A 24,703-nucleotide genomic window follows, 5' to 3' on the forward strand; every position below is an offset into this window, starting at 1 on the left:
ATCAGCTCGCCCGCAGTTTGGCAACCTCTTCGCTAGGGGTATGGCCGAAATAGCGCTTAAATTCACGGCTGAACTGTGAAGCGCTCTCATATCCCACTTTGTTCGCGGCGGTACTGGCCTTTAGGCCGTCGTGCAACATCATCATCCGTGCCCGATGCAGCCGGTAAGATTTCAGGTATTGCAGCGGAGAGGTGTTGGTCACTGCTTTAAAGTTGTGATGAAACGCCGAAACACTCATGTTCACATCGGCCGCCAACTGCTCGACATTCAGGTTATCGGCAAACTGATGCTCAATCCGCCGAAGTGTTTTGGTGATCTGATTGAAGTGCCCATGGCGATTGACCAACGCCTGCAATGCTCCACCACACTGACCGCAGAGCACATAGTAGAGGATTTCACGCACAATTTGTGGGCCTAGTACTCTGGCATCGCGGGGTTTGGACATCACATCCAGCAACCGCTCGGTGGCACACAGCATCTCATCCGTCAGCATAGACGAATTAACACCCGAAGTATTACCGAAGGGTTTATCCAGCTCATCATCACCGATATCAATAAGCAAATCCTGTAGCATCTGGCTATCGATATGAATCGAAATCCCTGCCAGCGGTGTCTCTGGGCTGGCGAAGGTTTCACATTCAAACGGCAGTGGCACCGTTAGAATCAGGTAGTTTTTTGGGTCGTAGCGAAATACCTTACTGCCCAAATAACCGACTTTATGCCCCTGAAATATAATCACCACACTGGGGGTGTACATTACCGGTGTTCGTGGCTGATGAACGGTGGAGTACAGAATTTTCACCCGTGGCACGGCTGACGGGGTTAAACCATTGCCCTGAGCCAGATGGGTAATCTTTTTAGCCATCTGTGCCTGAATATCATTCACCTCAACCATTGTGTTCTCACCTGCTTCTGTTATCTGGGGTAATCTATCATCGGAAACTATCTGACATAAATTGTGCTGTATTTATCGAGTTTTCTACAGCGCTTTGGAGAAATAGGCAAGAGCAAGGCAGGAATGTGCATTGAGATATGGCGCTAAGTTGCCGACAATGGCTGACAATAAAATCGACAACGTTGGAAGATAAATAATGCAAAACTTCACTCTCCACACCCCGACTAAAGTGCTGTTCGGTACTGGCCAGATAGCGCAACTGAGTAAAGAGATTCCTGCTGATGCCCGCATTTTAATTACCTACGGTGGCGGCAGTATTAAGCAAAATGGCGTGTTGGACCAAGTCCATGACGCACTGAAAGGCTTTGATTTCCTAGAGTTTGGCGGGATTGAACCTAACCCAACCTATGAAACCCTGATGAAAGCCGTCGAACTGATTCGGGTAGAAAAAATCAACTTCCTGCTGGCGGTGGGCGGTGGTTCGGTATTGGATGGCACCAAGTTCATTGCTGCCGCCGTTAACTATCCACAAGATCCATGGCACATTCTGGAAACCACAGGTAGTGATATCACTGAAGCATTGCCAATGGGCTCAGTGCTAACCTTGCCTGCTACCGGTTCTGAAACCAACAGTGGCGCGGTAATCAGCCGTCGCAGTACTGGCGATAAGCAACACTTCTTCTCACCTCATGTCCAACCGCTGTTTGCTGTGCTGGACCCGGTTGTGACTTACAGTCTGCCGCCACGTCAGGTTGCCAATGGTGTTGTCGATGCCTTTGTGCATACCATCGAGCAATACCTGACTTACCCGGTGGATGCAAAAGTGCAAGATCGCTTCGCAGAAGGGCTGCTGTTAACCCTGATTGAAGATGGTCCGAAAGCATTGACCGACCCAGAAAATTACGACGTGCGCGCCAATATTATGTGGAGCGCCACTATGGCATTAAATGGCCTGATTGGGGCGGGTGTACCGCAAGACTGGGCAACGCATATGCTGGGCCACGAATTAACCGCACGCCATGGTCTTGACCATGCACAAACCCTGGCGGTGGTACTGCCTGCACTGCTGGTTGCCAAGAAAGAACAAAAACGCGCCAAACTGCTGCAATATGCTGAGCGTGTCTGGGGCCTGCGTGAAGGGAGTGAAGAACAACGCATCGATGCAGCCATTGAAGCAACCCGTCATTTCTTTGAAAGCATGGGTGTCGCGACACGTCTGTCCGCCTACAAACTCGATGGCAGTTCGATTCCCGATTTAATCAAAAAGTTGGAAGAGCACGGCATGACCCAACTTGGCGAACACGGTGATATCACATTAACCGAGAGTAAACGTATCTACGAAGCTGCGGTCTAACAATAAGATGTAACAGGATCAGCGATAGCAGATTCTCTCATGGCTGAGGGCATTATCCTGATGGTGTGCCTTCAGTCAGCCGATGATTCATCATTTTCACCTATCATGGTGGGCGTTATATTTATTTACTGCTAGGCTTTGGGTTATTGCCACACATTACGCTCCCCCTATCCAGTAGCAGGTCAGCGCCAACGATAGAACTGTTCACATTTGATGATTTCCCACACGCGATAAAATACCAGCCAAGCTAATAAATATAATGATCACGACTAAACTTACACTATCGGTCACAGGGCTGGAACAGCTCAGTTTGTAAGCTAAGGAGATAAACATGGCGACGCAACCCATTATCAAATTGCACGATGGAAACCTGATGCCACAGCTTGGCCTCGGCGTTTGGCGGGCAAGCATTGAAGAGACGCAACGCGCTGTCAGTAAGGCGTTAGAGGTGGGCTATCGGTCAGTCGATACCGCAGCAATTTATAAAAATGAAGAAGGTGTCGGCAAGGCGCTAAAAACGGCAGGCGTCGCCCGCGATGAGCTATTTATCACCACCAAACTGTGGAATGACAGCCAGCTCAATCCGAAGCAGGGGTTGGAGGAGAGCCTGGAGAAACTCCAGCTCGATTATGTGGACCTCTATTTGATTCATTGGCCCGTTCCTGCGCAGGATCATTATGTCCGTGCTTGGCGTGAGCTGATTACATTGAAAGAGCAAGGTTTGGTCCGCAGTATTGGCGTCTGTAACTTCCACATCCCTCATCTACAGCGGCTGATTGATGAAACCGGTGTTGCCCCGACCCTCAATCAGATTGAACTGCATCCACTGCTACAGCAGCGCCAGCTACATGCCTGGAATGCCACCCATCATATTGCGACCGAATCCTGGAGCCCCTTGGCACAAGGTGGCGAAGGTGTTTTCGATCAAACTGTTATCCGCCAGCTTGCGCAAAAATACAACAAAACACCCGCACAGGTCGTGATCCGTTGGCACCTTGATTGCGGGCTGATTGTTATCCCAAAATCGGTAACACCAACGCGTATCAAAGAGAATTTTGAGGTGTTTGATTTTAAGCTGCACAAAGATGAATTGACGGCAATTTCAAAGCTGGACAGTGGTAAACGATTAGGGCCAGACCCGGATGCTTTCGGGTCTGACAGCTGATTTCAGCCAGACTTTTTCAGCTTAATGGGGCTTGCCTTTACCTTTGCTCATGCCCGAAGGCTTATTCACCGGCGCTCTGTTTGCGCCGGTTTTGCTGCCTGATGATGACTTAGACGCAGACGTGCTATTGGCGGATTGCGGTTTCTTGTCCGCAGGTACAGCCTGAGTTCGGCTACCCGGCTGGCGCTGACGGGTGATTGAAGTGTGCTTGGTCAAGGCTGGCGTATGATGGCGCAATGCACGACGTGCTACACGCTGCTCTTCTATTGTCGGTGCCGGAACCAAACATTCACGACGGCTACCAATCAGATGCTGTAACCCCATATCGGCTAATGCGTCGCGAATCATCGGCCAGTTAGCCGGATCATGATAGCGTAGCAATGCTTTATGCAGCCGCCGCTGACGATCGCCTTTCGGCACCACCACATCCTCACTTTTATAATCGACTTTCGACAGCGGATTCTTACCGGTGTAATACATAGTGGTGGAGTTCGCCAACGGCGAGGGATAGAAGTTCTGCACCTGATCCAAACGGAAGCGGTTTTTCTTCAGCCACAACGCCAGATTGACCATATCCTTATCCTCAGTCCCTGGATGAGCAGAGATGAAATAAGGGATCAAATACTGCTCTTTACCCGCTTGCTTAGAGTAGGTATCAAATAGCTCTTTGAAGCGCTGATAGCTACCCATTCCCGGTTTCATCATTTTGGAAAGTGGCCCTTCCTCAGTGTGTTCCGGGGCAATTTTCAAGTAGCCGCCCACATGGTGGCTGGCTAATTCTTTGATATAACGCGGATCTTCGACCGCCAGATCGTAACGCACTCCAGAGGCGATCAAGATCTTTTTAATCCCCTTCAAATCACGCGCCCGACGGTACAGAGAGATGGTCGGCTCATGGTTGGTATCCATGTGCTGGCAGATTTCAGGATAGACGCAAGACGCACGGCGGCATGTTTGCTCAGCGCGCGGTGATTGGCAGCGCAGCATGTACATATTCGCTGTTGGGCCACCAAGATCGGAAATAATGCCGGTAAAGCCGGGGACTTTGTCGCGAATCTCTTCGATTTCACGAATAATGGAATCTTCTGAACGGCTCTGAATGATGCGCCCTTCATGCTCGGTGATAGAGCAGAATGAACAGCCGCCGTAGCAACCGCGCATGATATTGATCGAGAAGCGAATCATGTCATAGGCTGGGATCGGCGATTTACCATAAACGGGGTGCGGCACGCGCTGGTAAGGTAGCGCAAAAACGCTGTCCATCTCTTCCGTGCTGAGCGGAATCGCTGGCGGGTTAATCCAGATGTAGCGGTCGCCATGTTTCTGCATCAAAGCCCGCGCACAGCCGGGGTTGGTTTCATGATGCAAAATCCGCGAGGTGTGGGCATATAACACTTTGTCTGCCTTCACTTTTTCGTAAGAAGGCAGCAAGACATAGGTTTTTTCCCATGGCTTGGGTTTCGCTGCACGCACCGTAATAGGTTTAGCTTCGGGTTCAGGGATATCATTGGTCGCACAAGGCAGATCTTCGCCATAAGGATTAGGGATGGCTTCAATGCGCCCAGGGCTATCCAGACGGGTAGAATCCACCCCACTCCAGCCCGGTAACGCCGTTTTTCGCATCACTACCGTATTACGCACATCCTGAATATCGGCAATTTTCTCCCCCGCCGCCAGACGATGTGCAACTTCAACCAGTGGCCGCTCGCCATTGCCGTAGACCAACATATCCGCTTTAGCATCCACGATAACCGAACGGCGTACCGTATCTGACCAATAGTCGTAGTGAGCAATACGCCGTAGGCTGGCCTCGATACCGCCGAGTAATACCGGCACATGGCTGTATGCCTCTTTGCAGCGCTGGCTATACACCAACGTAGCGCGATCGGGCCGCTTACCGCTTTGGTTATCGGGGGTATAGGCATCGTCGTGACGCAATTTCCGGTCAGCGGTATAGCGGTTGATCATCGAGTCCATATTCCCGGCAGTCACACCGAAAAACAGATTCGGCTCGCCAAGGCGCATAAAGTCGTCTTTATTGGTCCAATCCGGCTGAGCAATAATCCCTACGCGGAAGCCCTGGGCTTCCAACATGCGGCCAATGATCGCCATACCAAAGCTTGGATGGTCAACATAGGCATCGCCAGTGATGACAATGATATCGCAGCTGTCCCAGCCCAATATGTCCATCTCCTCCCGTGACATCGGCAAGAATGGCGCAGTGCCATAGCATTCAGCCCAATATGGCTGATAGGAAAACAGGTCACGCTCTGGTTGGATCAAGCTGGTACTCATGGCAACACTCTTTGAATTGGGGAAAGTGGAGGTGGTTCGGGTTAAGAAATCATCACCGGGCGGCGATTATACGCATTTATCCATGAGAAGAGGAAGGATATTGGTGGTTTTAGGGATTAAGTTGAGTTGATGATGGGTTCGGTTGACATGAGATCGGCGCTCACTTGACCTCTGGATCGGATCTGGTTTCGGTTGATGTTCGTTCGGTGATCACTTTACCTCCGTTGCCTCAACCGAGTCGGGCCGCAGGGCGGCGGCCCAACACCCGCGCCTTGCACGAAATAGTGTGGCTGCGCTATCCCCTCCTACAGCTTGCCAGCTTATCGAATCGGTGCTGACTCGCTCCCAGCTCGACAGCCACTTTCGCGGGATATTCGGCCTGCAGTCTTTGTCGGCAATTTTTCTGATTGCGCTCAAGGCCACAAGCCATGGCTTTGATTTTCATGTTTGAAAGCACATTTGAGCTGCTGAGTGAAGAGAGAAGGCAAGGAAAACGGGCAGGACGCCCGTTTTAGGCGTCATGAGCAGGGACGCGACAACACTGCGAAGCAGTTTTGAACAACGCTGCGTTGGCCCGAAGGGTAGCCTCGAAGAGGCAATAATAAAGCCGTCCGTCAGCCGAAACGATGAGTGAGGGTATCCACGCAGTGGACAAGCGATACGTGCGCTAGCCTAGGGTTCCAATGGGTCACGCGCTTGTGACCCATTGGCGGTTGGGGCATCAGAGGTAAGTTGAGCCGTAAAGCTTTAACAACTGAACCGGATCACCAATCCACAACAAAAACCAGATCCGATCAGCACCTAGCCAACTGTTGGGGCCGCCACCGTCACCAACTGCCCTGCCGACCCGCGATCCGCCATTTCTAACGTTTGGCTGTGGAACAAGAACGGGAAGTGCTCCGAGGAAACTTGGTTGAAATAGACCAGCAACTCCACATCACCATCAACCCAAACGGTATCCTTCCAACCGCGATCCTCGGCCATCGCCGGAGCGCCATTGACACTCTTCACCAGGAAAGAGACGCCTTGAATATGAAATGCTTGCGGCATATCTGCATGTAACATCCAACGCTCCCAAGTGCCTTGCTGCGCCTGAGCATCCACCCGGCCCATATCCCAAATTGCACCATTGATTCCTGGCAGATCATCCCCCAAACGAAACTCACGGGAACGGATCACATTGCCATCCAGAATTTGATCCGCCAGCAAACGCATTGGCAGATTATCGGTGACTAACGGCAGCAAACCAGTGGGCTTTAAGGTCAGAACCAATGTGGAAATCAAAATACTTGATGGCTCGAATAAGCCACGTAGACGATCCATAATCCCGGCAGAATCCCCCGCCGTGATAGAGACTTCACTGCCCTGCGACATATCAATGACCACTTCACGCCGTTCACCGGGGGCGAGCGAAAGTTGCTGTACCGCCACAGGTGCGGGCAGGAACCCCTGGTCACTGGCGACAACATGCAGCGGGCGACCATCACTCAGCTGCAAGGTATAGCGACGAGAGTTAGAGGCGTTAAGTAAACGTAACCGCACCCAACCACGGGAAACTTCAACAAACGGACTTTGCACCCCGTTAACCAGCAGTGTATCACCGACAAAACCACCCTTTGCCGGTGGGTCATATTCCGGTACGCCAAAGTTATCCAGCCGCTTATCCTGAATAATGATCGGGAAATCATCAACGCCGTAATGGCTCGGCAAAGGCATTGCTTTGCTGATTTCATCTTCCACCAGCCACATGCCGGCCAACCCGTTATACACGTGTGGTGCCATGCGATTAGGAGTATTAGCATGATACCAACAGGTCGCCGCTGCTTGGCGTACTGGCAATACCGGAGACCAATCAGCACCAGGCGAAATCATGCGTGCCGCGCCCCCCATCAATGTCCCCGGAACTTGCAAGCCGCTGATCGTCATGGATACCGGTTCAGTTAAACGGTTGCTGTAGATGAGCTTAACGTCATCGCCGCTGAAGACCCTGACTGTCGGCCCCAGGTACATACCGTTAACCCCCCAAACTGCGGCTTTCTGACCACCACTGAATGCCCAGTGCGCCCGCTGTAAGGTCAAAAACAGCGGTTGGCCGCGACGGGACTCCAGTAAGGGTGGAACAGGTAGCGTGGGTTGTTGGGTACTATTAGCCTGTGCCCTCAATGGCAACGAACCAGCACCTAGCGCTAAGCCCGTAGCCTGAATGAACTGGCGACGACTGAGTGACATATCTTCTCCGTGAAAACCACAATCAAATCTACTGCAAAATTTTGCCTGACTGCGAATAACGCTGAAGGACGGCAAAACGCTCACGACCAGAGTCGTTTAAATGAAAATCCAAAACTTAAATTCAGCTACAATCGGCTTCAACTGCAATCTGCTTCAACTGCAAGCCGCTTCAACTGCAAGCCGCTTCAACCAAAATTCGCTTCAATCAAAACTGACATCAATCACCACAACCGACGCACAATAGCTTGCCGCAGCAGTAATAGATTACTTTTCGGTCGCGGTCTGTTGCGCTTCTTGGGCAATTTCTGCGTCGAGTTGCTCAATTTTAGCTAACATCAGATTGCGGCAATGTTCGGACAACTCGCGCACACGCTCTTTGCCATAACCCTTGGTATCCACAGGCGGCATGATTTCGACGATGACTTTGCCATTTGACCAACGATTTAAGTTGATGTTATTGGTGCTGGAAACACAAATTGGCACAATCGGCACACCCGCAGCAATAGCGGCATGAAAAGCCCCAGTCTTAAATGGCAGCAAACCACGGCCACGGCTACGAGTGCCTTCTGGGAACATCCAGATAGAGACGTTTCTTTTTTTCACCTGTTCGACGACTTGAGCAATAGTGCCGTGCGCTTTGGCGCGGTTATCGCGATCAATCAGCAGGTTACCGGTCAGCCAGTATAGCGGGCCAAATAGTGGCACCCATAGCAGGCTCTTTTTACCCACAGTGACCGTACCGGACTGAACCACGTTCGACATGGTGACCATATCGTAGTTATTTTGATGGTTGGCAATATAAATGCAGGTGCCGTAGTTTGCTGCTTCTTTAGGAATGCGTTGCTCAACCGTAATGCCAAACAGCACTGACATCCGACCAAACAGATGGGCGAAGGTCGCGAGATTACGCGGGTTTCGCGGCCTGAATAGGCAATAAATCGAACCAAACACACACACCAGAACACAATAGAAAACGGCCAGTACCGTGCGCAAAATTAATAGCATAACACCCTCTTAAACACTGACTCTTAGACACCTAATCGACGCTAGTATAACGGCTTAACCACAAAAAACCGCGCTGATTCCTTGCCATAATTATGTTACGCGACAACGCGCGCAAAATGCGCGCGCCATTCGTTACATTTACGGCGGATGCCTACCTAAAACGCTAACGATGCTGGATATTAAGCTTCGTTATCTGTTGGTATCACTCGTGCTGGTGCATCAATCTCAACCCGATCAATGCGTTGCAACCCGCGAGGCAGTGGTGAGCCTTTCCGGCCACGTTCAGCGCGGAATTTCTGCAAATCTTCTGGTCGCAAGGTTAACTTACGTTTACCAAAGTGAAGCGTCACAGATGTTTGAGGCGGTAAGACAAACAGCCATGCCAAACGATCTTCACCCGCTGCAGCTTGCGCGCCAGGGATTGAGACGATTTTATTACCCTTACCTTTTGATAACTCAGGTAAATCTGCAACTGGGAACATCAACATGCGTCCAGCGGACGTGATGGATAACAGCATGTCATCCGGCCCATAAATCTCTAGTGGCGGCAGAGCCTTGGCATTTTCTGGCAGCGTAATCATCGCTTTGCCAGCACGATTCTTAGCAACCAAATCATTGAAAGTACAGACGAAGCCGTAGCCCGCATCCGATGCCATTAAGAATTTCTGTTCGTCCGACGCCATCAATACCTGTTCGATGGTCGCGCCCGGTGGCGGCGTCAGTTTGCCAGTCAGCGGCTCCCCTTGACCACGTGCAGATGGCAGCGTCAGTGGATCTAATGCATAACTGCGGCCAGTGGAGTCAATAAACACCACCGGTTGGTTACTCATGCCACGTGCTGCCGCACGGAAGCTATCACCCGCTTTATAGCTTAATCCACTCGGGTCGATATCATGGCCTTTCGCACTGCGCACCCACCCCATTTCAGACAGCACAATGGTCACTGGCTCAGAAGGCACAATGTCATGATCACTCATGGCTTTAGCTTCAGCGCGCTCAGTCAGCGGTGAACGGCGGTCGTCACCATAAGCTACGGCATCTGCCTGAATCTCTTTTTTGATCATGGTGTTAAGTTTGCGTTCTGATGCCAGCAATGCCTGTAACTGATCGCGCTCTTTGGCTAACTCATCTTGCTCACCGCGAATCTTTACCTCTTCCAGTTTGGCTAAATGGCGAAGTTTCAGTTCGAGGATCGCTTCAGCCTGCGTTTCAGAAATGGCAAAGTGCTGCATCAGCAGCGGTTTTGGCTCATCTTCGGTGCGGATGATATGAATAACTTCATCGATATTCAGGAAGGCAATCAATAAACCTTCCAAAATATGCAGCCGTTTCAGGACCTTTTCCAGTCGGTAATTCAAGCGGTTACGTACCGTTTGACGGCGGAATACCAACCACTCGGTGAGGATCTCCAGCAGCCCTTTCACTGTCGGGCGATGATCCAGACCGATCATATTCATGTTGATGCGATAGCTTCTTTCCAGATCCGTGGTGGCGAACAGATGGTTCATCACTTGATCCAGATCGACACGATTGGTTCGGGGAACAATCACCAACCGAGTAGGGTTTTCGTGATCAGATTCATCACGTAAATCTTCAACCATCGGCAATTTCTTGGCGCGCATCTGGCTGGCAATCTGTTCCAGCACCTTGGCACCGGAGACCTGATGCGGTAACGCGGTAATCACCGCGCTGCCATCCTCTTTCTTCCACAATGCCCGCATACGAACAGAACCACGGCCATTTTCGTAAATTTTACGAATTTCATTACGCGGGGTAATGATCTCGGCTTCAGTCGGGAAATCAGGCCCTTGCACAAATTCCAGCAACTCTTCGAGTGAGGTCGCTGGTTTATCGATCAGGGCAATCACTGCCTGAGCAATTTCGCGCACATTATGGGGCGGAATATCGGTTGCCATCCCCACGGCGATCCCGGTGGTGCCGTTGAGCAGAATATTCGGCAGGCGCGCAGGTAGCATTTTCGGCTCCTGCATGGTGCCATCGAAGTTTGGTACCCAGTCAACCGTGCCTTGGGCTAACTCACCCAGCAGCACTTCGGCGTATTTGGACAAGCGGGATTCGGTGTAACGCATCGCCGCAAAAGACTTAGGATCATCCGGTGCCCCCCAGTTCCCTTGCCCATCCACCAGCGGATAGCGGTAAGAAAATGGCTGCGCCATCAGTACCATCGCTTCATAGCAAGCGCTGTCGCCATGAGGATGATATTTACCCAATACGTCACCCACGGTACGGGCGGATTTCTTGAATTTAGCGTTATTGCTCAGCCCCAGCTCGGACATCGCGTAGACGATACGCCGTTGTACTGGTTTCAAACCATCGCCGATAAATGGCAACGCCCGATCCATGATGACGTACATGGAATAGTTCAGATAGGCGTTTTCAGTAAAGGTGTGCAGCGGTAAGCGCTCTGCACCGTCATGAGTCAAATCACTCATTACTCAAATATCCTCAGACTCTGGAATGGCGATCACTGGGCGTCAGCGGATCGGCACCGCAAGTTTATTGTCGATTTCTGCCCGCGATAGTACCTCATCTGCGGGGTGACTGTCACAACCCACAGAGAATCTCGATCTTTCCCCCTGAGCAGGACAAATTTCGGCTTTGGTAAAAACATAAGAGGTACCAATTATCCTTAATCCATCCCTTTTGTTGCTTATTAAGCAAGAGTGTTGTGCATTATTGCGCATTTTTCTCTGGCGTCGTAACCATTAGCATACTCAGTATTCCGGGTTGGCTGTTCTCTTGTGCTATTAGCAAGATGCTATCAGTTCCCCGCTTCACAAGGATTATATCAATGAGTAACATATTAATTATTAACGCGATGAAAGAATTTGCGCACTCCAAAGGCGCGCTTAATCTCACTCTCACTAACGTAGCGGCTGAATTTCTGCAAGAAAGTGGTCATCAGGTTAAAATTACCACAGTTGACCAAGGCTATGATATTGAAAGTGAAATTGAGAATTATCTGTGGGCCGATACCGTTATTTACCAAATGCCAGCCTGGTGGATGGGCGAACCTTGGATTTTGAAAAAATATATTGATGAAGTCTTTACCTTTGGTCATGGTCGTTTGTATCAAAGTGATGGCCGTACCCGCTCCGATGTCACTAAAGGTTACGGTTCTGGTGGCTTAATTCAGGGTAAAACTTACATGCTTTCAGTAACCTGGAATGCACCGATTGAAGCCTTTACTGATCCCGCGCAGTTCTTCGAGGGGGTGGGTGTTGATGGTGTTTATCTGCATTTCCATAAGGCAAACCAATTCCTTGGCATGGAGCCATTGCCAACATTTATGTGTAATGACGTGATGAAGCAGCCTGATATCGAAGGTGATATTAGCCGCTATCGTCATCATTTAGCCGTGCATTTTAACGGTCAGACCGCTTAATTTCACACCGTAACGCAATTTGGGGCAGCAATGATTACTGTTTTTGCAGAAATAAAAGTTAAACCGGGACGCCGTGAGGCGGTATTGCAGGCAATTGAAAAACTGTTACCTGCGGTGTTGGCTGAAGAGGGTTGCAGTGAATACCGACCGATGGTTGATGTGCCAACTCAACTCGACTGGCAGAAAAAATCGCCGGACTCCATCTTTATGCTGGAAAAGTGGCAGAGCGTTCACTATTTGGAATTACATTTGCAGATAGAACATATGCAGCGGCATCGTGAAATCATCAAAGATGATGTGTTAGATGTAAATATTCACATCCTCGATAACGCTTAATGCCGCCATTCCCAAAGTCATTGGCGCTACCGCTAACAACGCGGCGGCGTCAAGGACGAAGAGGATCCCGCAACCAACGACTCCCCCGCAACTTAATCTGCTCACTGACGTAATCCAGAAAACAGGTTATCCGCGCGGCAAGTTGCGTATTGCGGTAATAAACGGCGTTGATCGGCTGCCAGGTTTCCAGAATTTGGTCGGCCATTACCTCAACTAAACGCCCCGCCAGTTGATCCTCTCGGGTCATGAAATCAGATAATTCCACGATCCCTTCGCCCTGTAAGGCCAGTAAACGCAAGGTTTCGCCACTGGATGCGGCCAAATTGGGAATGATTGATCCACGCCCTGCGGGCAAATGGGGCAATGACCACTGATTCAGAGATTCTGGCTGAGTAAAGCCCAGCAGACTGTGATTTGCCAACTCATCAATGCTCTGTGGGGTGCCGTGGCGCTGAAGATAATCTGGGCTGGCAAGGATGCGCACTCGGCTGGCACCCAATAAACGCGCATGGATCGTAGAGTCGCGCAGCGCGCCGATGCGGATCGCAATATCAGTGCGCTGTTCAAGTAAGTCGATATTAAGATCGTCGGTATTCAGTTCGAGGATAATTTGCGGATAGAGCGCCCGGAAATCGGTGATCATTGGCACAATGACATGCTGCATAAAAGGGGCTGCCGCATTCACCCGTAACCGCCCCGCCGGTTTCAACCGCCGCAGGGCAATCTGCTCTTCAGCATCATCGACCGCGCCGATAATTTGCCGCGCATGACTAAGAAACAGCTCGCCCTCTTCGGTCAGTTCCAGCCGCCGAGTGGTGCGGCGCAGTAGCGTAGTCGCCAGCTTTTTCTCCAGCCGACTCAAGGCCCGACTGATACCGGAGGTGGTTTGGCTACGCTGCTCTGCGGCTGCCGTAATCGAGCCGCAGTCGACTACCGAGGTAAACGCCTGCAACTCTTCTAACGTCACTTTCATCGATCATACCTCGATTTCAGCGGTATCCCCTTTCTCTTGCAGCCAATTGCGGCGATCTTCGGAACGCTTCTTCGCCAGCAACATATCCATCATTGCCATCGTCTTATCAATATCATCATCGCCAATGGTCAATTGGACCAAACGACGGGTATTGGGATCGAGGGTGGTTTCACGTAACTGCAACGGGTTCATTTCACCCAAGCCTTTGAAACGCTGAACGTTAGGTTTGCCCCGTTTACGTTTTAGTTGTTCCAGTACACCGGCTTTCTCTTCTTCATCCAATGCGTAGAACACTTCTTTACCCAAATCGATGCGATAGAGCGGCGGCATCGCCACATAAACGTGGCCATTGCGCACCAATGCCCGGAAGTGGCGTACAAACAGCGCACAAAGCAAGGTGGCGATATGCAAACCATCGGAGTCCGCATCCGCGAGGATACAAATTTTACCGTAACGGAGTTGGCTCAAGTCTTCGCTGTCGGGATCAATACCGATCGCCACTGAGATATCGTGCACTTCCTGCGAAGCCAGCACTTCATCCGACGACACTTCCCAAGTATTCAGGATCTTGCCTTTTAGCGGCATAATTGCCTGATACTCACGATCACGGGCCTGTTTGGCTGAGCCGCCTGCGGAATCCCCTTCCACCAAAAACAGCTCGGTCATGCTCAAGTCCTGCGAAGTACAGTCTGCCAGCTTGCCGGGTAAGGCCGGGCCGCTGGTGAGTTTCTTGCGCACCACTTTTTTCGCCGCGCGCATACGGCGCTGAGCGCTGGAGATCGCCAGTTCAGCCAGCTGTTCTGCCGCCTGCACGTTTTGATTCAGCCACAAACTGAACGCATCTTTGACGACGCCGGACACAAAGGCTGCACACTGACGTGAGGAGAGTCGCTCTTTCGTCTGACCAGCAAATTGTGGGTCCTGCATTTTCACTGACAACACGTAAGCGCAGCGTTCCCAGATGTCGTCTGCCGAGAGTTTGACGCCGCGCGGCAGAATATTGCGGTATTCGCAGAAATCACGCATGGCATCGAGCAAACCCTGACGCAACCCATTGACGTGAGTACCGCCTTGCATTGTTGGTATCAGGTTGACATAGCTTTCGGTCAGCAGTTCGCCGCCTTCTGGTAGCCACAACAGCGCCCAATCAATCGCTTCGGTATCGCCAGCAAAAGAGCCAACAAACGCCGCTTCTGGCAGGGTAATCAGGCCATCAACCGCTTCCATCAGATAGTCAGTCAAACCATCAGCGTAGCACCAGCGCTGCTCAGTATTATTCACCAGATCTTTAAAGACGATCTCCACACCGGGGCACAACACGGCTTTTGCTTTCAGCAAATGGGATAGGCGAGAAACCGAGAAACGGGGGCTATCGAAGAATGAGACATCCGGCCAGAAATGCACGCTAGTACCGGTATTGCGTTTACCGCAGGTACCGATGACCTGCAAATCCTGCACTTTGTCGCCATTTTCGAAGGCGATGCTGTAGATTTGCCCATCACGGCGCACAGTCACTTCCACTCGCTTGGATAAGGCATTCACAACGGAAATACCTACACCATGCAAACCACCAGAGAACTGATAGTTTTTATTGGAGAATTTACCGCCCGCATGTAAACGACACAAAATCAGCTCAACAGCAGGGACACCCTCTTCAGGATGGATATCGACGGGCATCCCACGGCCATCATCAATAACTTCCAATGATTGGTCAGCGTGCAGAATAACATCAATGCGACGGGCATGACCCGCCAGCGCTTCATCGACGCTGTTATCAATCACCTCTTGACCAAGGTGGTTTGGCCGCGTGGTATCCGTGTACATTCCCGGACGACGACGCACTGGTTCTAAACCGCTGAGTACTTCAATGGCATCAGCGTTATAGCTGGATTCAGTCATGGTTTGATTAATATTCGGCTAATGGATGAAAGGCTTTAGGCAGTCGCTAGCCCTAAAAACGTGACAATCGGGGAGAAAAAGTGATCAAAACCAATAAAGGCATGATTCCCACCGGATTCTACTGTTTGCCGACAAGGAGTGTAATAGGCCACCGCCTGACGGTAATCGAGGATTTCGTCCCCGGTTTGTTGCAATAACCAGAGCAAATCTGGCGATTCCAACGTTTCGATCTGCATGGCCTTAAGGTCATAAATATGCCGAGACTCTAACACATATTGTTGCCCAGTGTAGGGGTTCTCATTTTCACCCAAGTAATCACTGAGCAGCTCAAATGGCCGCACTGCGGGGTTAACCACCACGGCAGGAATGCTAAAACGCTGGGAGAGCCAGGTCGCAAAATAGCCGCCAAGGGAAGACCCAACGATACCAATAGGCTGCCCAGCTTTATCCATCACAATGCTTTCTAGCATCTCTGCGGCTTCCGCCGGATAGGGGGGCAGTTGTGGTGTTAGCATTTCAATATGGGGATGGTATTGCTGCAACCAGCTTTTAAAGGTCGTTGCTTTCGCCGAACTGGGGGAGCTATTAAAGCCATGAATATATAGAAGCGTGCTCATCAATAACCGTCCGCGTCCATGTCCGGGCAGAACTCATCACTGGCTAACCGACGAACCTCAGTCTCGAGTATTCCGTTAGGCAGTAAATCGAGGTAGCGCCATCCCGGGGCCACAGTATCAAGGGTGAAATTAGTACAGTGCGGTTTGAACTGCACACAGGTCGAAGGGCTGGCTAGCAGGCGCTTACCATACCAATCGAGATCCAAATCCTGATGGATATGGCCGCATAATAAGGTGGTCACTCGCGGATAGCGAATAAGAATCGCCGCCAACATATGCGCATTACGCAAACTGTGCTGATCAAGCCAGGTACAGCCCGATGGCATCGGGTGATGGTGCAATAAAATCAGTGTATAGCGCTCTGGATGTGCCACCAGGCAGCGCTCCATCCACGCCAACTGATAGTCACTCAGTTCACCATAAGGAACGCCAAAGACTTGGCTATCCAATAAGAGAATTTGCCAGTTATCCCCCACCAGAACTTGCTTGGAAGGTGCAATACCTGCATCAGCCAGTGCATCAACCATCGCCGGTTGAAAATCATGGTTACCGGGCAGCCATAAGCAAGGCGCAGGCAAACGGGCGATGCCCTTCGCAAAGTTTTGATAGGCAGCAACAGAGTGGTCTTGAGCCAAATCACCCGTGGCAACAATAAGATCAAAGGGGTGCTGCTCAGCAATAATCGCATCCAACACAGCGCGATAACTGTGGGAAGTATTGACACCCAGCAAGGTCTCATGTTCACCGGCGAAGAGGTGGGTATCTGTTATTTGTAAAATTCTGACCTTGGCCCCACTCGCCATAGGCAGTTTAAACAGGCTTTCCAAATGGTGTCCTTGTTTTTGCGCCCTTCCCAACCCGATTTTCACCCTCGGTGGGCAAGGCTGTAAGTCTGTCTAACAAACCGGAACTGCCACCGCTCCATGCGCTAAACAGTAGCGCAACCAGTCGGCAAGAAACTGGTTAATTTGATGCTTTTCGTCTCGCTGATGCAACTTTTTATTCGGATAATCATAACTTGCTTTGAAGCGGGAGATCTGCTGACTGGCACACACTTCCGCGACCTGCGCATCATGATAAAGCCTGACCACCATTGATGGCAGGCCCCATTGGCTAACAGCAGGCTCAGTTTGCACAATCTCTACCACCGAAGTGTAGCGGGTTGATTCAATAATTGTCAGCCGATAACTGACACTATTAACCTGATAAGCGATATTTTCGCCCACTTCATCGACCCGTGGAATCAAACGACGCAATTGTGCGAAGTTGGTTTCGCATAGCCGCATCATTTCAGGGAAATCAGGTGTATAGCGTTTTATCATTATTATGCTCGCTTTCTCTTTACGACTGCCATTCTGCTCTCAGCGATAAGTGGTGCAACGCCAGCCATTGTAATGCAATGATTGAGGCTGCGTTATCAATAGCACCTTCTTCAACCCAACGACAAGCCTGTTCACGGCTGACAACATGCACCCGGATATCTTCATTTTCGTCGGCTAATCCATGGATACCGCTCGCCGTCGTCGCATCAACTTCACCGACCATAATCGACAAACGCTCACTGGTGCCGCCTGGGCTGGCTAAATAACTGAGCACCGGTTTACAGCGACCAATGTGAATTCCCGCCTCTTCCTCAGCTTCGCGACGCGCCACTTCCTCGACGGTTTCGCCCTCTTCAATCATGCCGGCGACCATCTCTAATAACCAAGGCGATGGGCTACTGTCAATGGCCGCAATCCGTAATTGCTCCACCAGCACCACTTCATCGCGCACCGGATCATAAGGCAATAACACGGCAGCATGACCGCGCTCAAAAATTTCACGTTTAACTTCGCCACTCATCTCACCATTAAACAGGCGGTGGCGAAAACGGTATAAATTCAATGAAAAAAAACCACTGTACAGGGTTTCACGTGCAATAATTTCCACATCGCTCTTGTCGAAGGTCACCGGTGAGGGTTGTGCTGATGACATAGACTTATTTCCTTACTGAGATTAGCGGTTTAAAAAGACAGTTTGATAAAGATTATTTGACAAAGATGGCTCGATACAGATTAGTTGTCTGAACACACATTTAGCTTTGTGATAGATTTAAGTAAATTAAGGCGAGATGGCACAATCAGCCACCTTATTCCATTGGCAGACTCTGATAGAATCGGCAACAATTCGTCTATCGACAGCTACCATAGTAATATTGCTGCATAACTGCTGCACAACAAGGACTGCAAATGAAGAAACTGCTCCCCCTTCTTATCGGGCTGAGTCTGGCTGGTTTCAGTACCATGAGCCAGGCAGAGAACTTGCTGCAAGTTTATAAGCAAGCCAGGGATAGTAACCCGGATTTACGCAAATCGGCTGCTGACCGTGATGCTGCATATGAAAAAATTAATGAAGCTCGCAGCCCACTGTTACCACAACTCGGTTTGGGTGCGGGTTACAGCCATACCAATGGTTTTCGCGATGCATCGGATAACCCGGATAGCAACGCCACTTCAGGTTCTCTGCAACTCACTCAAACCATTTTTGATATGTCTAAATGGCGTGCGCTGACCTTGCAGGAAAAAGCGGCGGGTATTCAGGATGTAACGTTCCAGACTAACGAACAAGCATTGATCCTGAACACAGCAACAGCTTATTTCAACGTGCTTAGAGCCATTGATAGCCTGTCTTATACCGAAGCGCAGAAACAATCGGTCTATCGTCAATTAGATCAAACCACCCAACGTTTTAATGTGGGTTTAGTGGCAATCACCGATGTCCAGAACGCCCGTGCCAGCTATGATACCGTATTAGCGGATGAAGTGACGGCACGTAATAATCTGGATAATGCGCTGGAAAACCTGCGTCAGATTACTGGGGTTTATTACCCTGAATTGGCCTCACTGAATGTTGATCGCTTGAAGACAAAACGTCCAGAGGCCGTTGCTAACCTGTTGAAAGATGCTGAGAAACGTAACCTTTCTCTGCTTTCTGCCCGTTTGAGCCAGGATTTGGCCCGTGAACAAATTAAATCGGCGGAAACCGGCTATATGCCAACCATCGATTTAACAGCCTCATCGTCTGTAACCAATACCCGTTACAGCGGCGGCACGCCAACTACTCAGCAAAAAAATAACGATGCAGGCCAGAACCAAATTGGCGTGCAACTGAGCTTGCCACTGTATAGCGGTGGGGCCACCAATTCTGCGGTGAAACAAGCGCAGTACAATTTCGTGGGAGCCAGTGAGCAGTTAGAGAGCGCCCACCGTAGTGTGGTACAAACTGTACGCTCCTCATTCAACAATATTTCCGCCTCCATCAGCAGTATTAAGGCTTATGAGCAAGTGGTTATTTCTAACCAAAGCTCATTGGATGCAATGGAAGCGGGCTACCAGGTCGGTACACGTACGATTCTGGACGTGTTGACTGCAACAACTAACTTGTATCAGTCCAAACAACAGCTTGCTGATGCACGTTATAACTATCTGATCAATCAGTTAAATATCCAGTCAGCACTGGGTACATTGAACATGAATGACCTGATGGAGTTGAACGGGGTTCTGGATAAGCCAGTCCCAACCTCAGCGACCGCTTTGGCGCCGGATAATACTAACCAGAATGCTTATGCTGATGGCACTAACACCCAAGCAGCACCGCGTGTTACGCCAGTAAGTCAGCCGACTACCGCAACACCAGCACGTAACGGTAATCCATTCCGTAATTAATCGTTACCAAGTTCGGACTCTCCGGGCGCAGCATCAGGCTGCGCCCGGCTTATTTCCAGCCTCTCCCTTTTAGGGACCAAGCATTTTTCGTTAATGAAAAAAGCGAAGCAACTCGCAACAGTTCGTATAGCTTTGTAAAGTCTGCCGCTGACCGACCCTCACGCTTTAATTTTATACACGTTTCCCCTATCCTTAGGGCTCTTACTGGGAAAGGGCATTGAACGCCCGGAAATGAGACAAATAATGATGAAACGGACTCAAAACATCAATCAAGAGACTTTCCGTAAATCCTGGCGCAGTTATCGCCTTGCGCCCGTAGCTTTAGCTGTCAGTGCTGTATTTATGCTGGCCGGCTGCGAAAAAACCGACGAAACCGTCTCTTTGTACCAAAATGCTGATGATTGCTCTCAGGCGAATCCGTCCAAGAGCGCTGAATGTACCACCGCTTACAACACTGCCTTGCAGGAAGCGGCTAAAACAGCACCGAAGTATGCGACCCGCGAAGACTGCATAGCAGAATTTGGTGAGACTCAGTGTACTCAAGCCCCTGCGCAAGCGGGTATGGTGCCAACGTCCTCATCCTCGACTGAGCAGACGGCCGCTGCCGCACCGCAACAGAGCGGCGGTATGTGGATGCCATTGATGGCCGGTTATATGATGGGCCGGATGATGGGCGGCGGCGCAAGCCAGCCACTATTCACCTCTAAAGCACCCAATAGCCCCGCTAACGGCAAATTTGTTGATGCCACCGGTAAAAACTTTGGTTCTGCCACCACTGGCCGCACCATGACAGTACCGCGCACCGCAATGGCACCGAAGCCAGCCGTAACCAATACCATCACCCGTGGCGGTTTTGGCGAGTCTGTAGCTAAGCAGTCCACTATGCAACGTAGCGCCGCGACATCATCCAAAACCAGCACGCGCAGCATGGGTGGCTAAGGTCTGATTAATGAAACGTTTAGCGATTAGCGAACGCCCCGACTGGCGCGAAAAAGCCACCGAATTCGGTTTCCGTTTCCACACCATGTATGGCGAGCCGTACTGGTGTGAAGATGCTTATTACGAATTCACGTTAGCGCAAATTGAAGAGCTGGAAGAGACCACTGCAGAGTTACATCAAATGTGCCTGCAAGTGGTCGAGAAAGTGGTCAATAGCGATCAACTGATGGCGAAATTCCGCATTCCAAAACATTGCTGGGATTTTGTCCGCAGTTCTTGGCGAACCCATCAGCCTTCACTCTACTCTCGTCTTGATCTGGCCTATGACGGCGTCAATCCAGCAAAACTGCTGGAAAACAATGCGGATACCCCAACCTCACTGTATGAAGCCGCCTTTTTCCAATGGTTATGGTTGGAAGATCAGATCAATGCAGGCAATTTGAGTCAGGATTCTGACCAATACAACAGCATGCAAGAGAAGCTGATCGAGCGCTTTGTCGATCTGCGTGATAACCATGGCTTTAGCTTGCTGCATCTGGCCTGCTGTCAGGACAGTGAGGAAGATCGTGGCACGGTGCAATATCTGCAAGATTGCGCACTAGAAGCGGGTCTACCGACTGAATTCATGTTTATGGAAGAGATCGGCTTAGGGGAAAAAGGGCAATTTACTGACCTCGATAACCAAGTGATCAGTAATTTGTTCAAGCTCTATCCGTGGGAATTTATGTTCCGCGAAATGTTCTCCACCAAACTGGAAGATGCTGGCGTGCGCTGGCTGGAACCCGCCTGGAAGAGCATTATCTCCAATAAAGCCTTGCTGCCATTGCTGTGGGAGATGTTCCCGGATCACCCAAATCTGTTGCCTGCTTACTTTGCTGAAGATGACCATCCTGCGATGGATCACTATGTCACCAAGCCGCTATTCTCGCGGGAAGGTGCCAATATTCAGATCGTGGAAAATGGTAAAGAAGTGGCGCGGGTTGATGGGCCATATGGTGAAGAAGGCATGATTGTTCAGCAATTCCATCCGTTGCCTAAATTCGGTGATAGCTACACGCTGATTGGTAGTTGGCTGGTGAATGATCAACCATGTGGTATTGGTTTGCGTGAAGATCGCGAACTGATCACCCAAGATCTGTCGCGTTTCTACCCACATATTATTTTGGGCTAAGGCTGCGGCAGAATAAGTCGAAAGGCTAACACCTTAAAATTATTGATAAAGCTGAACCAAGGGGAAACACTCTGTTGGGGTCATAACGGCGTAAGCCGTCTGAGCGCCCGTAGGAGTGGTCAACCCTTGGCTCGCTGGCTCTCAGAGTCCAAGCCTCTCTTTTTTATCACACCAAACTATTCAATGACTACCGACAGCATACTCAACGACCCCATTTCAATCCCATCAGTTGGAATCGAAATTGGTGCTTTACCATCCCAGCCCCCCAACACATACAACAGTGGTAGATAGTGCTCAGGTGATGGGTTAGACAACGCCGCCCCTTCATGCTGCATAAAGTTAACCAATGGGTGGTTATCGCCCTGATAACTCAGATTATCCCGCACGAACTGATTGAAGGATTCAGCCCATGGATACGGACTGCTATCCCCTTGCCATCTCACCATACGCAAGTTGTGTACCACGTTACCGCTGGCGACAATCATCACGCCCTGCTCACGCAGCACCGATAATTTGCGGCCTAATTCATAGTGATACTCTGCTGGTTGGGTGCCATCAATACTCAGTTGCACCACCGGGATATCAGCCTCAGAATACATTTTAATCAACACCCCCCAGCTGCCGTGGTCCAACCCCCATTCACTGGTATCTGCCCGCACGGCGATAGGTGCCAGCAATGCTTGAATTTGTGCGGCCAGTTCTGGAGAGCCCGGTGCTGGATATTCGGTATCAAACAGCGCCTGCGGGAAGCCGCCAAAATCATGGATAGTGCGAGGTTTCGCCATTGCCGTTACCGCAGTCCCACGGGTATACCAGTGGGCGGAAATCGCCAGAATCGCCTTAGGACGCGGCAATGTCTCACCTAACGTACGCCATGCTTGAGTGTGACTGTTTTCTTCCAGCACGTTCATCGGGCTACCGTGGCCGAGAAACAGTGCAGGCATACGAGGCGTATTCATAGAAAATCCTTACTGTTAAGAAGAAGAGTGGCGCTGAAAATCATCTGCGCTTAAACCATAAACAACAGATTACGCGCTTTTTTTTCATTACACAGCCGGATAACAGTGATGAAGATATTCAATAATTTTGAACGGAAAAATCAGAGGGGAGGAGCCGCTATGACACGCTAGGGTGACGGGGAAAAACCGGGCCGCGATCTATTCAGGAAACTAGAGGCTACCCGGCGTTTAACACTCAGAACTATCAGCCAATATTTAACAATATTGGCTCTCTGTTAGTGAGACAGACGATAGGCAACCAGATCTTCAATCGTTACAACCGGCATATTGTGCAACTTGGCGAACTCAATCACTTCTGGCGCATGTGCCATGCTGCCATCGTCATTGGTCAGTTCACACAATACCGCCGCGGGTTTGTAACCTGCCAATATTGCCAAATCGATAGAGGCTTCGGTGTGACCACGGCGGGATAAGACGCCGCCTGACTGGCCGCGCAGTGGGAATACATGCCCAGGGCGATTAAGGTCGCTAGGTTTTGCGTTATCCGCAATGGCCGCGCGGATAGTGGTCAAGCGATCTGCCGCAGATACGCCAGTGGTGACGCCTTCAGCTGCTTCGATAGTTACGGTAAACCCAGTCTGGAACTGGCTGGTGTTGTTGGTTACCATCATCGGTAACTCAAGCTGCTGGCGGTGATCGTCTGTGATACACAGACACACAATGCCGCTACCGTGACGAATGGTCAGTGCCATTTGCTCAACTGTCATTGCTTCAGCAGCAAAAACAATATCGCCTTCGTTTTCACGGTTTTCGTCATCCAACACCATAACGCCACGGCCATGACGCAGAGCGTCAATAGCACGTTCTACACGCTCAACAGGCGTGCCAAAATCTGATAGAAGAGTCTGATTCATGGTAAAAAAAACCTCATTAAATTATGGATTACCAGAATCAGGGCGGTCTTGAGGAGTAACTGGCCATTCTTTTATCTATAAATTTTTACATATATAGAAATAGCCGAAATAACGCAGGCGAGTCATACCCGACAGCTTTCAAGTTGCATGTGTGTTGGCTACATCTTGAAATCTACAACGTGCATAAACTCAGCAGATACCGTTAATCTCTCCCATCCGGACTATAACCGTCGGCCCCGGAATTACACCGGATCTGCTGACCTCTACCCTGTTTTCTTTGAGAAGAGAAACAAGGTGAGCGCTCGCGGGCTTTTGCTCCACGACGTTGATACGCCGCGACACAATTTACCGCCGGTGGGGACTTACACCCCGCCCTGAGAATAAGTTTATGACTATAGCGCTATTGATTCGCCTGAGCAATTACCAAAATGTAGATATGCGGAGGTTTATACAATCGTCATCTGGCATTACACTAGAGTAAGTCACTACACATCTCATTAGGGAAATATCATGATTGACCCGAAAAAAATTGAACAAATCGCCCGCCAGGTGCATGAGTCTATGCCGAAAGGTATTCGCGAATTCGGGGACGACGTCGAAAAGAAAATTCGGCTGGTGCTGCAATCGCAGTTAACCCGACTGGATTTGGTTAATCGTGAAGAGTTCGACGTGCAGACTCAAGTGCTACTGCGTACCAGAGAGAAGCTGGCGCTACTGGAACAACGCATGGGTGAATTGGAAGCTAAATTCAACAGCGCACCCGCTGCAATTGAAGATAAAAAAAGCGATGACCAGACTGGCGAGTAATGATGGATGACATCATTAGAGGCTAAGCATTATCG

The 24,703-nt window shown here is 50.3% G+C and carries 21 protein-coding genes and 1 riboswitch; of the genes, 8 read left to right on the plus strand and 13 right to left on the minus strand.

Annotated elements, in window-relative coordinates; all coding sequences use genetic code 11:
• Position 1: 1 nt before the first annotated feature.
• Positions 2–895: an AraC family transcriptional regulator gene (locus ACZ76_RS06150; protein ID WP_048617759.1), complete on the minus strand. Its 894-nt coding sequence runs from the start codon at positions 893–895 to the stop codon at positions 2–4.
• Positions 896–1,091: 196 nt separating this feature from the next.
• On the opposite strand from ACZ76_RS06150, the gene yqhD reads away from it, so the two are divergent.
• Both yqhD and dkgA read left to right on the plus strand, forming a co-directional pair.
• Entirely contained in the window at positions 1,092–2,249 is a 1,158-nt protein-coding gene (gene yqhD, locus ACZ76_RS06155; RefSeq protein ID WP_048617761.1) for an alcohol dehydrogenase, read from the plus strand.
• 331 nt (positions 2,250–2,580) lie between these two features.
• Entirely contained in the window at positions 2,581–3,414 is an 834-nt protein-coding gene (dkgA, locus tag ACZ76_RS06160) for a 2,5-didehydrogluconate reductase DkgA (protein ID WP_048617762.1), read from the plus strand.
• A gap of 21 nt (positions 3,415–3,435) precedes the next feature.
• Here dkgA and ACZ76_RS06165 read toward each other — a convergent pair whose 3' ends face one another.
• From ACZ76_RS06165 to parC, 4 genes are all read right to left on the minus strand, one after another.
• On the minus strand, positions 3,436–5,709 hold the full coding sequence (locus ACZ76_RS06165; RefSeq protein WP_048617764.1) for a YgiQ family radical SAM protein: 2,274 nt from the start codon (positions 5,707–5,709) through the stop codon (positions 3,436–3,438).
• 801 nt (positions 5,710–6,510) lie between these two features.
• Positions 6,511–7,938: a cell division protein FtsP gene (gene ftsP / locus ACZ76_RS06170; protein ID WP_048617766.1), complete on the minus strand. Its 1,428-nt coding sequence runs from the start codon at positions 7,936–7,938 to the stop codon at positions 6,511–6,513.
• 264 nt (positions 7,939–8,202) lie between these two features.
• Positions 8,203–8,943, minus strand: a complete 741-nt coding sequence (locus tag ACZ76_RS06175) for a 1-acylglycerol-3-phosphate O-acyltransferase (RefSeq protein ID WP_048617768.1) — start codon at positions 8,941–8,943, stop codon at positions 8,203–8,205.
• A 179-nt stretch (positions 8,944–9,122) separates the two neighbouring features.
• Entirely contained in the window at positions 9,123–11,396 is a 2,274-nt protein-coding gene (parC, locus tag ACZ76_RS06180) for a DNA topoisomerase IV subunit A (protein WP_048617770.1), read from the minus strand.
• A 359-nt stretch (positions 11,397–11,755) separates the two neighbouring features.
• Between parC and ACZ76_RS06185 the strand changes: the two genes are divergently transcribed.
• On the plus strand, positions 11,756–12,349 hold the full coding sequence (locus ACZ76_RS06185; protein WP_048617772.1) for an NAD(P)H-dependent oxidoreductase: 594 nt from the start codon (positions 11,756–11,758) through the stop codon (positions 12,347–12,349).
• Positions 12,350–12,379: 30 nt separating this feature from the next.
• Complete coding sequence (locus tag ACZ76_RS06190) at positions 12,380–12,685, plus strand: putative quinol monooxygenase (protein WP_048617774.1); 306 nt, start codon at positions 12,380–12,382, stop codon at positions 12,683–12,685.
• 49 nt (positions 12,686–12,734) lie between these two features.
• On the opposite strand, the gene ACZ76_RS06195 is transcribed toward ACZ76_RS06190, so the two are convergent.
• The 6 genes from ACZ76_RS06195 to nudF all read right to left on the minus strand — a co-directional run bounded on the left by ACZ76_RS06195 (position 12,735) and on the right by nudF (position 18,148).
• Positions 12,735–13,658 carry a LysR family transcriptional regulator gene (locus ACZ76_RS06195; protein WP_048617776.1) on the minus strand — a complete coding sequence of 308 codons (924 nt, stop codon included), beginning with the start codon at positions 13,656–13,658 and terminating at the stop codon, positions 12,735–12,737.
• Positions 13,659–13,661: 3 nt separating this feature from the next.
• On the minus strand, positions 13,662–15,557 hold the full coding sequence (gene parE / locus ACZ76_RS06200; protein WP_048617778.1) for a DNA topoisomerase IV subunit B: 1,896 nt from the start codon (positions 15,555–15,557) through the stop codon (positions 13,662–13,664).
• 35 nt (positions 15,558–15,592) lie between these two features.
• A complete protein-coding gene (gene yqiA / locus ACZ76_RS06205) occupies positions 15,593–16,174 on the minus strand; it encodes an esterase YqiA (protein WP_048617780.1) in 582 nt (193 codons plus the stop codon).
• Positions 16,174–17,001 (minus strand): 3',5'-cyclic-AMP phosphodiesterase, encoded by an 828-nt coding sequence (gene cpdA / locus ACZ76_RS06210; protein ID WP_048617782.1) that lies wholly within the window; start codon positions 16,999–17,001, stop codon positions 16,174–16,176. The genes yqiA and cpdA overlap by 1 nt, the downstream gene beginning before the upstream one ends.
• A gap of 69 nt (positions 17,002–17,070) precedes the next feature.
• A complete protein-coding gene (locus ACZ76_RS06215) occupies positions 17,071–17,496 on the minus strand; it encodes a DUF1249 family protein (RefSeq protein ID WP_048617784.1) in 426 nt (141 codons plus the stop codon).
• Between the two features lie 19 nt (positions 17,497–17,515).
• Positions 17,516–18,148 carry an ADP-ribose diphosphatase gene (nudF, locus tag ACZ76_RS06220; protein WP_048617786.1) on the minus strand — a complete coding sequence of 211 codons (633 nt, stop codon included), beginning with the start codon at positions 18,146–18,148 and terminating at the stop codon, positions 17,516–17,518.
• A 254-nt stretch (positions 18,149–18,402) separates the two neighbouring features.
• Here nudF and tolC point away from each other — a divergent pair, with 254 nt between their 5' ends.
• The 3 genes from tolC to ACZ76_RS06235 all read left to right on the plus strand — a co-directional run bounded on the left by tolC (position 18,403) and on the right by ACZ76_RS06235 (position 21,988).
• Entirely contained in the window at positions 18,403–19,878 is a 1,476-nt protein-coding gene (gene tolC / locus ACZ76_RS06225) for an outer membrane channel protein TolC (RefSeq protein WP_048617788.1), read from the plus strand.
• Between the two features lie 246 nt (positions 19,879–20,124).
• Positions 20,125–20,817, plus strand: coding sequence for a DUF1190 family protein (locus ACZ76_RS06230; protein WP_048620210.1), 693 nt, complete (start codon positions 20,125–20,127; stop codon positions 20,815–20,817).
• Positions 20,818–20,827: 10 nt separating this feature from the next.
• Positions 20,828–21,988, plus strand: coding sequence for a glutathionylspermidine synthase family protein (locus ACZ76_RS06235; RefSeq protein WP_048617790.1), 1,161 nt, complete (start codon positions 20,828–20,830; stop codon positions 21,986–21,988).
• 176 nt (positions 21,989–22,164) lie between these two features.
• Here the strand turns inward: ACZ76_RS06235 and ygiD are convergent, their stop codons facing one another.
• Positions 22,165–22,947 (minus strand): 4,5-DOPA-extradiol-dioxygenase, encoded by a 783-nt coding sequence (gene ygiD / locus ACZ76_RS06240; RefSeq protein ID WP_048617791.1) that lies wholly within the window; start codon positions 22,945–22,947, stop codon positions 22,165–22,167.
• Between the two features lie 275 nt (positions 22,948–23,222).
• A complete protein-coding gene (gene ribB, locus ACZ76_RS06245; protein WP_048617793.1) occupies positions 23,223–23,861 on the minus strand; it encodes a 3,4-dihydroxy-2-butanone-4-phosphate synthase in 639 nt (212 codons plus the stop codon).
• A 200-nt stretch (positions 23,862–24,061) separates the two neighbouring features.
• Positions 24,062–24,247, minus strand: a riboswitch (FMN riboswitch).
• Positions 24,248–24,371: 124 nt separating this feature from the next.
• On the opposite strand from ribB, the gene ubiK reads away from it, so the two are divergent.
• Positions 24,372–24,668: a ubiquinone biosynthesis accessory factor UbiK gene (gene ubiK / locus ACZ76_RS06250; protein ID WP_048617795.1), complete on the plus strand. Its 297-nt coding sequence runs from the start codon at positions 24,372–24,374 to the stop codon at positions 24,666–24,668.
• Positions 24,669–24,703: the final 35 nt, after the last annotated feature.

This window comes from Yersinia aleksiciae (assembly GCF_001047675.1).
GTDB lineage: Bacteria > Pseudomonadota > Gammaproteobacteria > Enterobacterales > Enterobacteriaceae > Yersinia > Yersinia aleksiciae.

Bases quoted from the DNA above. Each gene is read 5' to 3' on its own strand.
- ACZ76_RS06215 (WP_048617784.1), bottom strand. From the start codon at position 17,496: ATGATAAAACGCTATACACCTGATTTCCCTGAAATGATGCGGCTATGC.
- ACZ76_RS06230 (WP_048620210.1), top strand. From the start codon at position 20,125: ATGAAACGGACTCAAAACATCAATCAAGAGACTTTCCGTAAATCCTGG.
- tolC (WP_048617788.1), top strand. From the start codon at position 18,403: ATGAAGAAACTGCTCCCCCTTCTTATCGGGCTGAGTCTGGCTGGTTTC.
- ACZ76_RS06175 (WP_048617768.1), bottom strand. From the start codon at position 8,943: ATGCTATTAATTTTGCGCACGGTACTGGCCGTTTTCTATTGTGTTCTG.
- ribB (WP_048617793.1), bottom strand. From the start codon at position 23,861: ATGAATCAGACTCTTCTATCAGATTTTGGCACGCCTGTTGAGCGTGTA.
- parC (WP_048617770.1), bottom strand. From the start codon at position 11,396: ATGAGTGATTTGACTCATGACGGTGCAGAGCGCTTACCGCTGCACACC.
- nudF (WP_048617786.1), bottom strand. From the start codon at position 18,148: ATGTCATCAGCACAACCCTCACCGGTGACCTTCGACAAGAGCGATGTG.
- ACZ76_RS06185 (WP_048617772.1), top strand. From the start codon at position 11,756: ATGAGTAACATATTAATTATTAACGCGATGAAAGAATTTGCGCACTCC.
- ftsP (WP_048617766.1), bottom strand. From the start codon at position 7,938: ATGTCACTCAGTCGTCGCCAGTTCATTCAGGCTACGGGCTTAGCGCTA.
- dkgA (WP_048617762.1), top strand. From the start codon at position 2,581: ATGGCGACGCAACCCATTATCAAATTGCACGATGGAAACCTGATGCCA.
- yqhD (WP_048617761.1), top strand. From the start codon at position 1,092: ATGCAAAACTTCACTCTCCACACCCCGACTAAAGTGCTGTTCGGTACT.
- ACZ76_RS06190 (WP_048617774.1), top strand. From the start codon at position 12,380: ATGATTACTGTTTTTGCAGAAATAAAAGTTAAACCGGGACGCCGTGAG.
- ACZ76_RS06235 (WP_048617790.1), top strand. From the start codon at position 20,828: ATGAAACGTTTAGCGATTAGCGAACGCCCCGACTGGCGCGAAAAAGCC.
- ubiK (WP_048617795.1), top strand. From the start codon at position 24,372: ATGATTGACCCGAAAAAAATTGAACAAATCGCCCGCCAGGTGCATGAG.
- ACZ76_RS06165 (WP_048617764.1), bottom strand. From the start codon at position 5,709: ATGAGTACCAGCTTGATCCAACCAGAGCGTGACCTGTTTTCCTATCAG.
- yqiA (WP_048617780.1), bottom strand. From the start codon at position 16,174: ATGAGCACGCTTCTATATATTCATGGCTTTAATAGCTCCCCCAGTTCG.
- ACZ76_RS06150 (WP_048617759.1), bottom strand. From the start codon at position 895: ATGGTTGAGGTGAATGATATTCAGGCACAGATGGCTAAAAAGATTACC.
- ygiD (WP_048617791.1), bottom strand. From the start codon at position 22,947: ATGAATACGCCTCGTATGCCTGCACTGTTTCTCGGCCACGGTAGCCCG.
- parE (WP_048617778.1), bottom strand. From the start codon at position 15,557: ATGACTGAATCCAGCTATAACGCTGATGCCATTGAAGTACTCAGCGGT.
- ACZ76_RS06195 (WP_048617776.1), bottom strand. From the start codon at position 13,658: ATGAAAGTGACGTTAGAAGAGTTGCAGGCGTTTACCTCGGTAGTCGAC.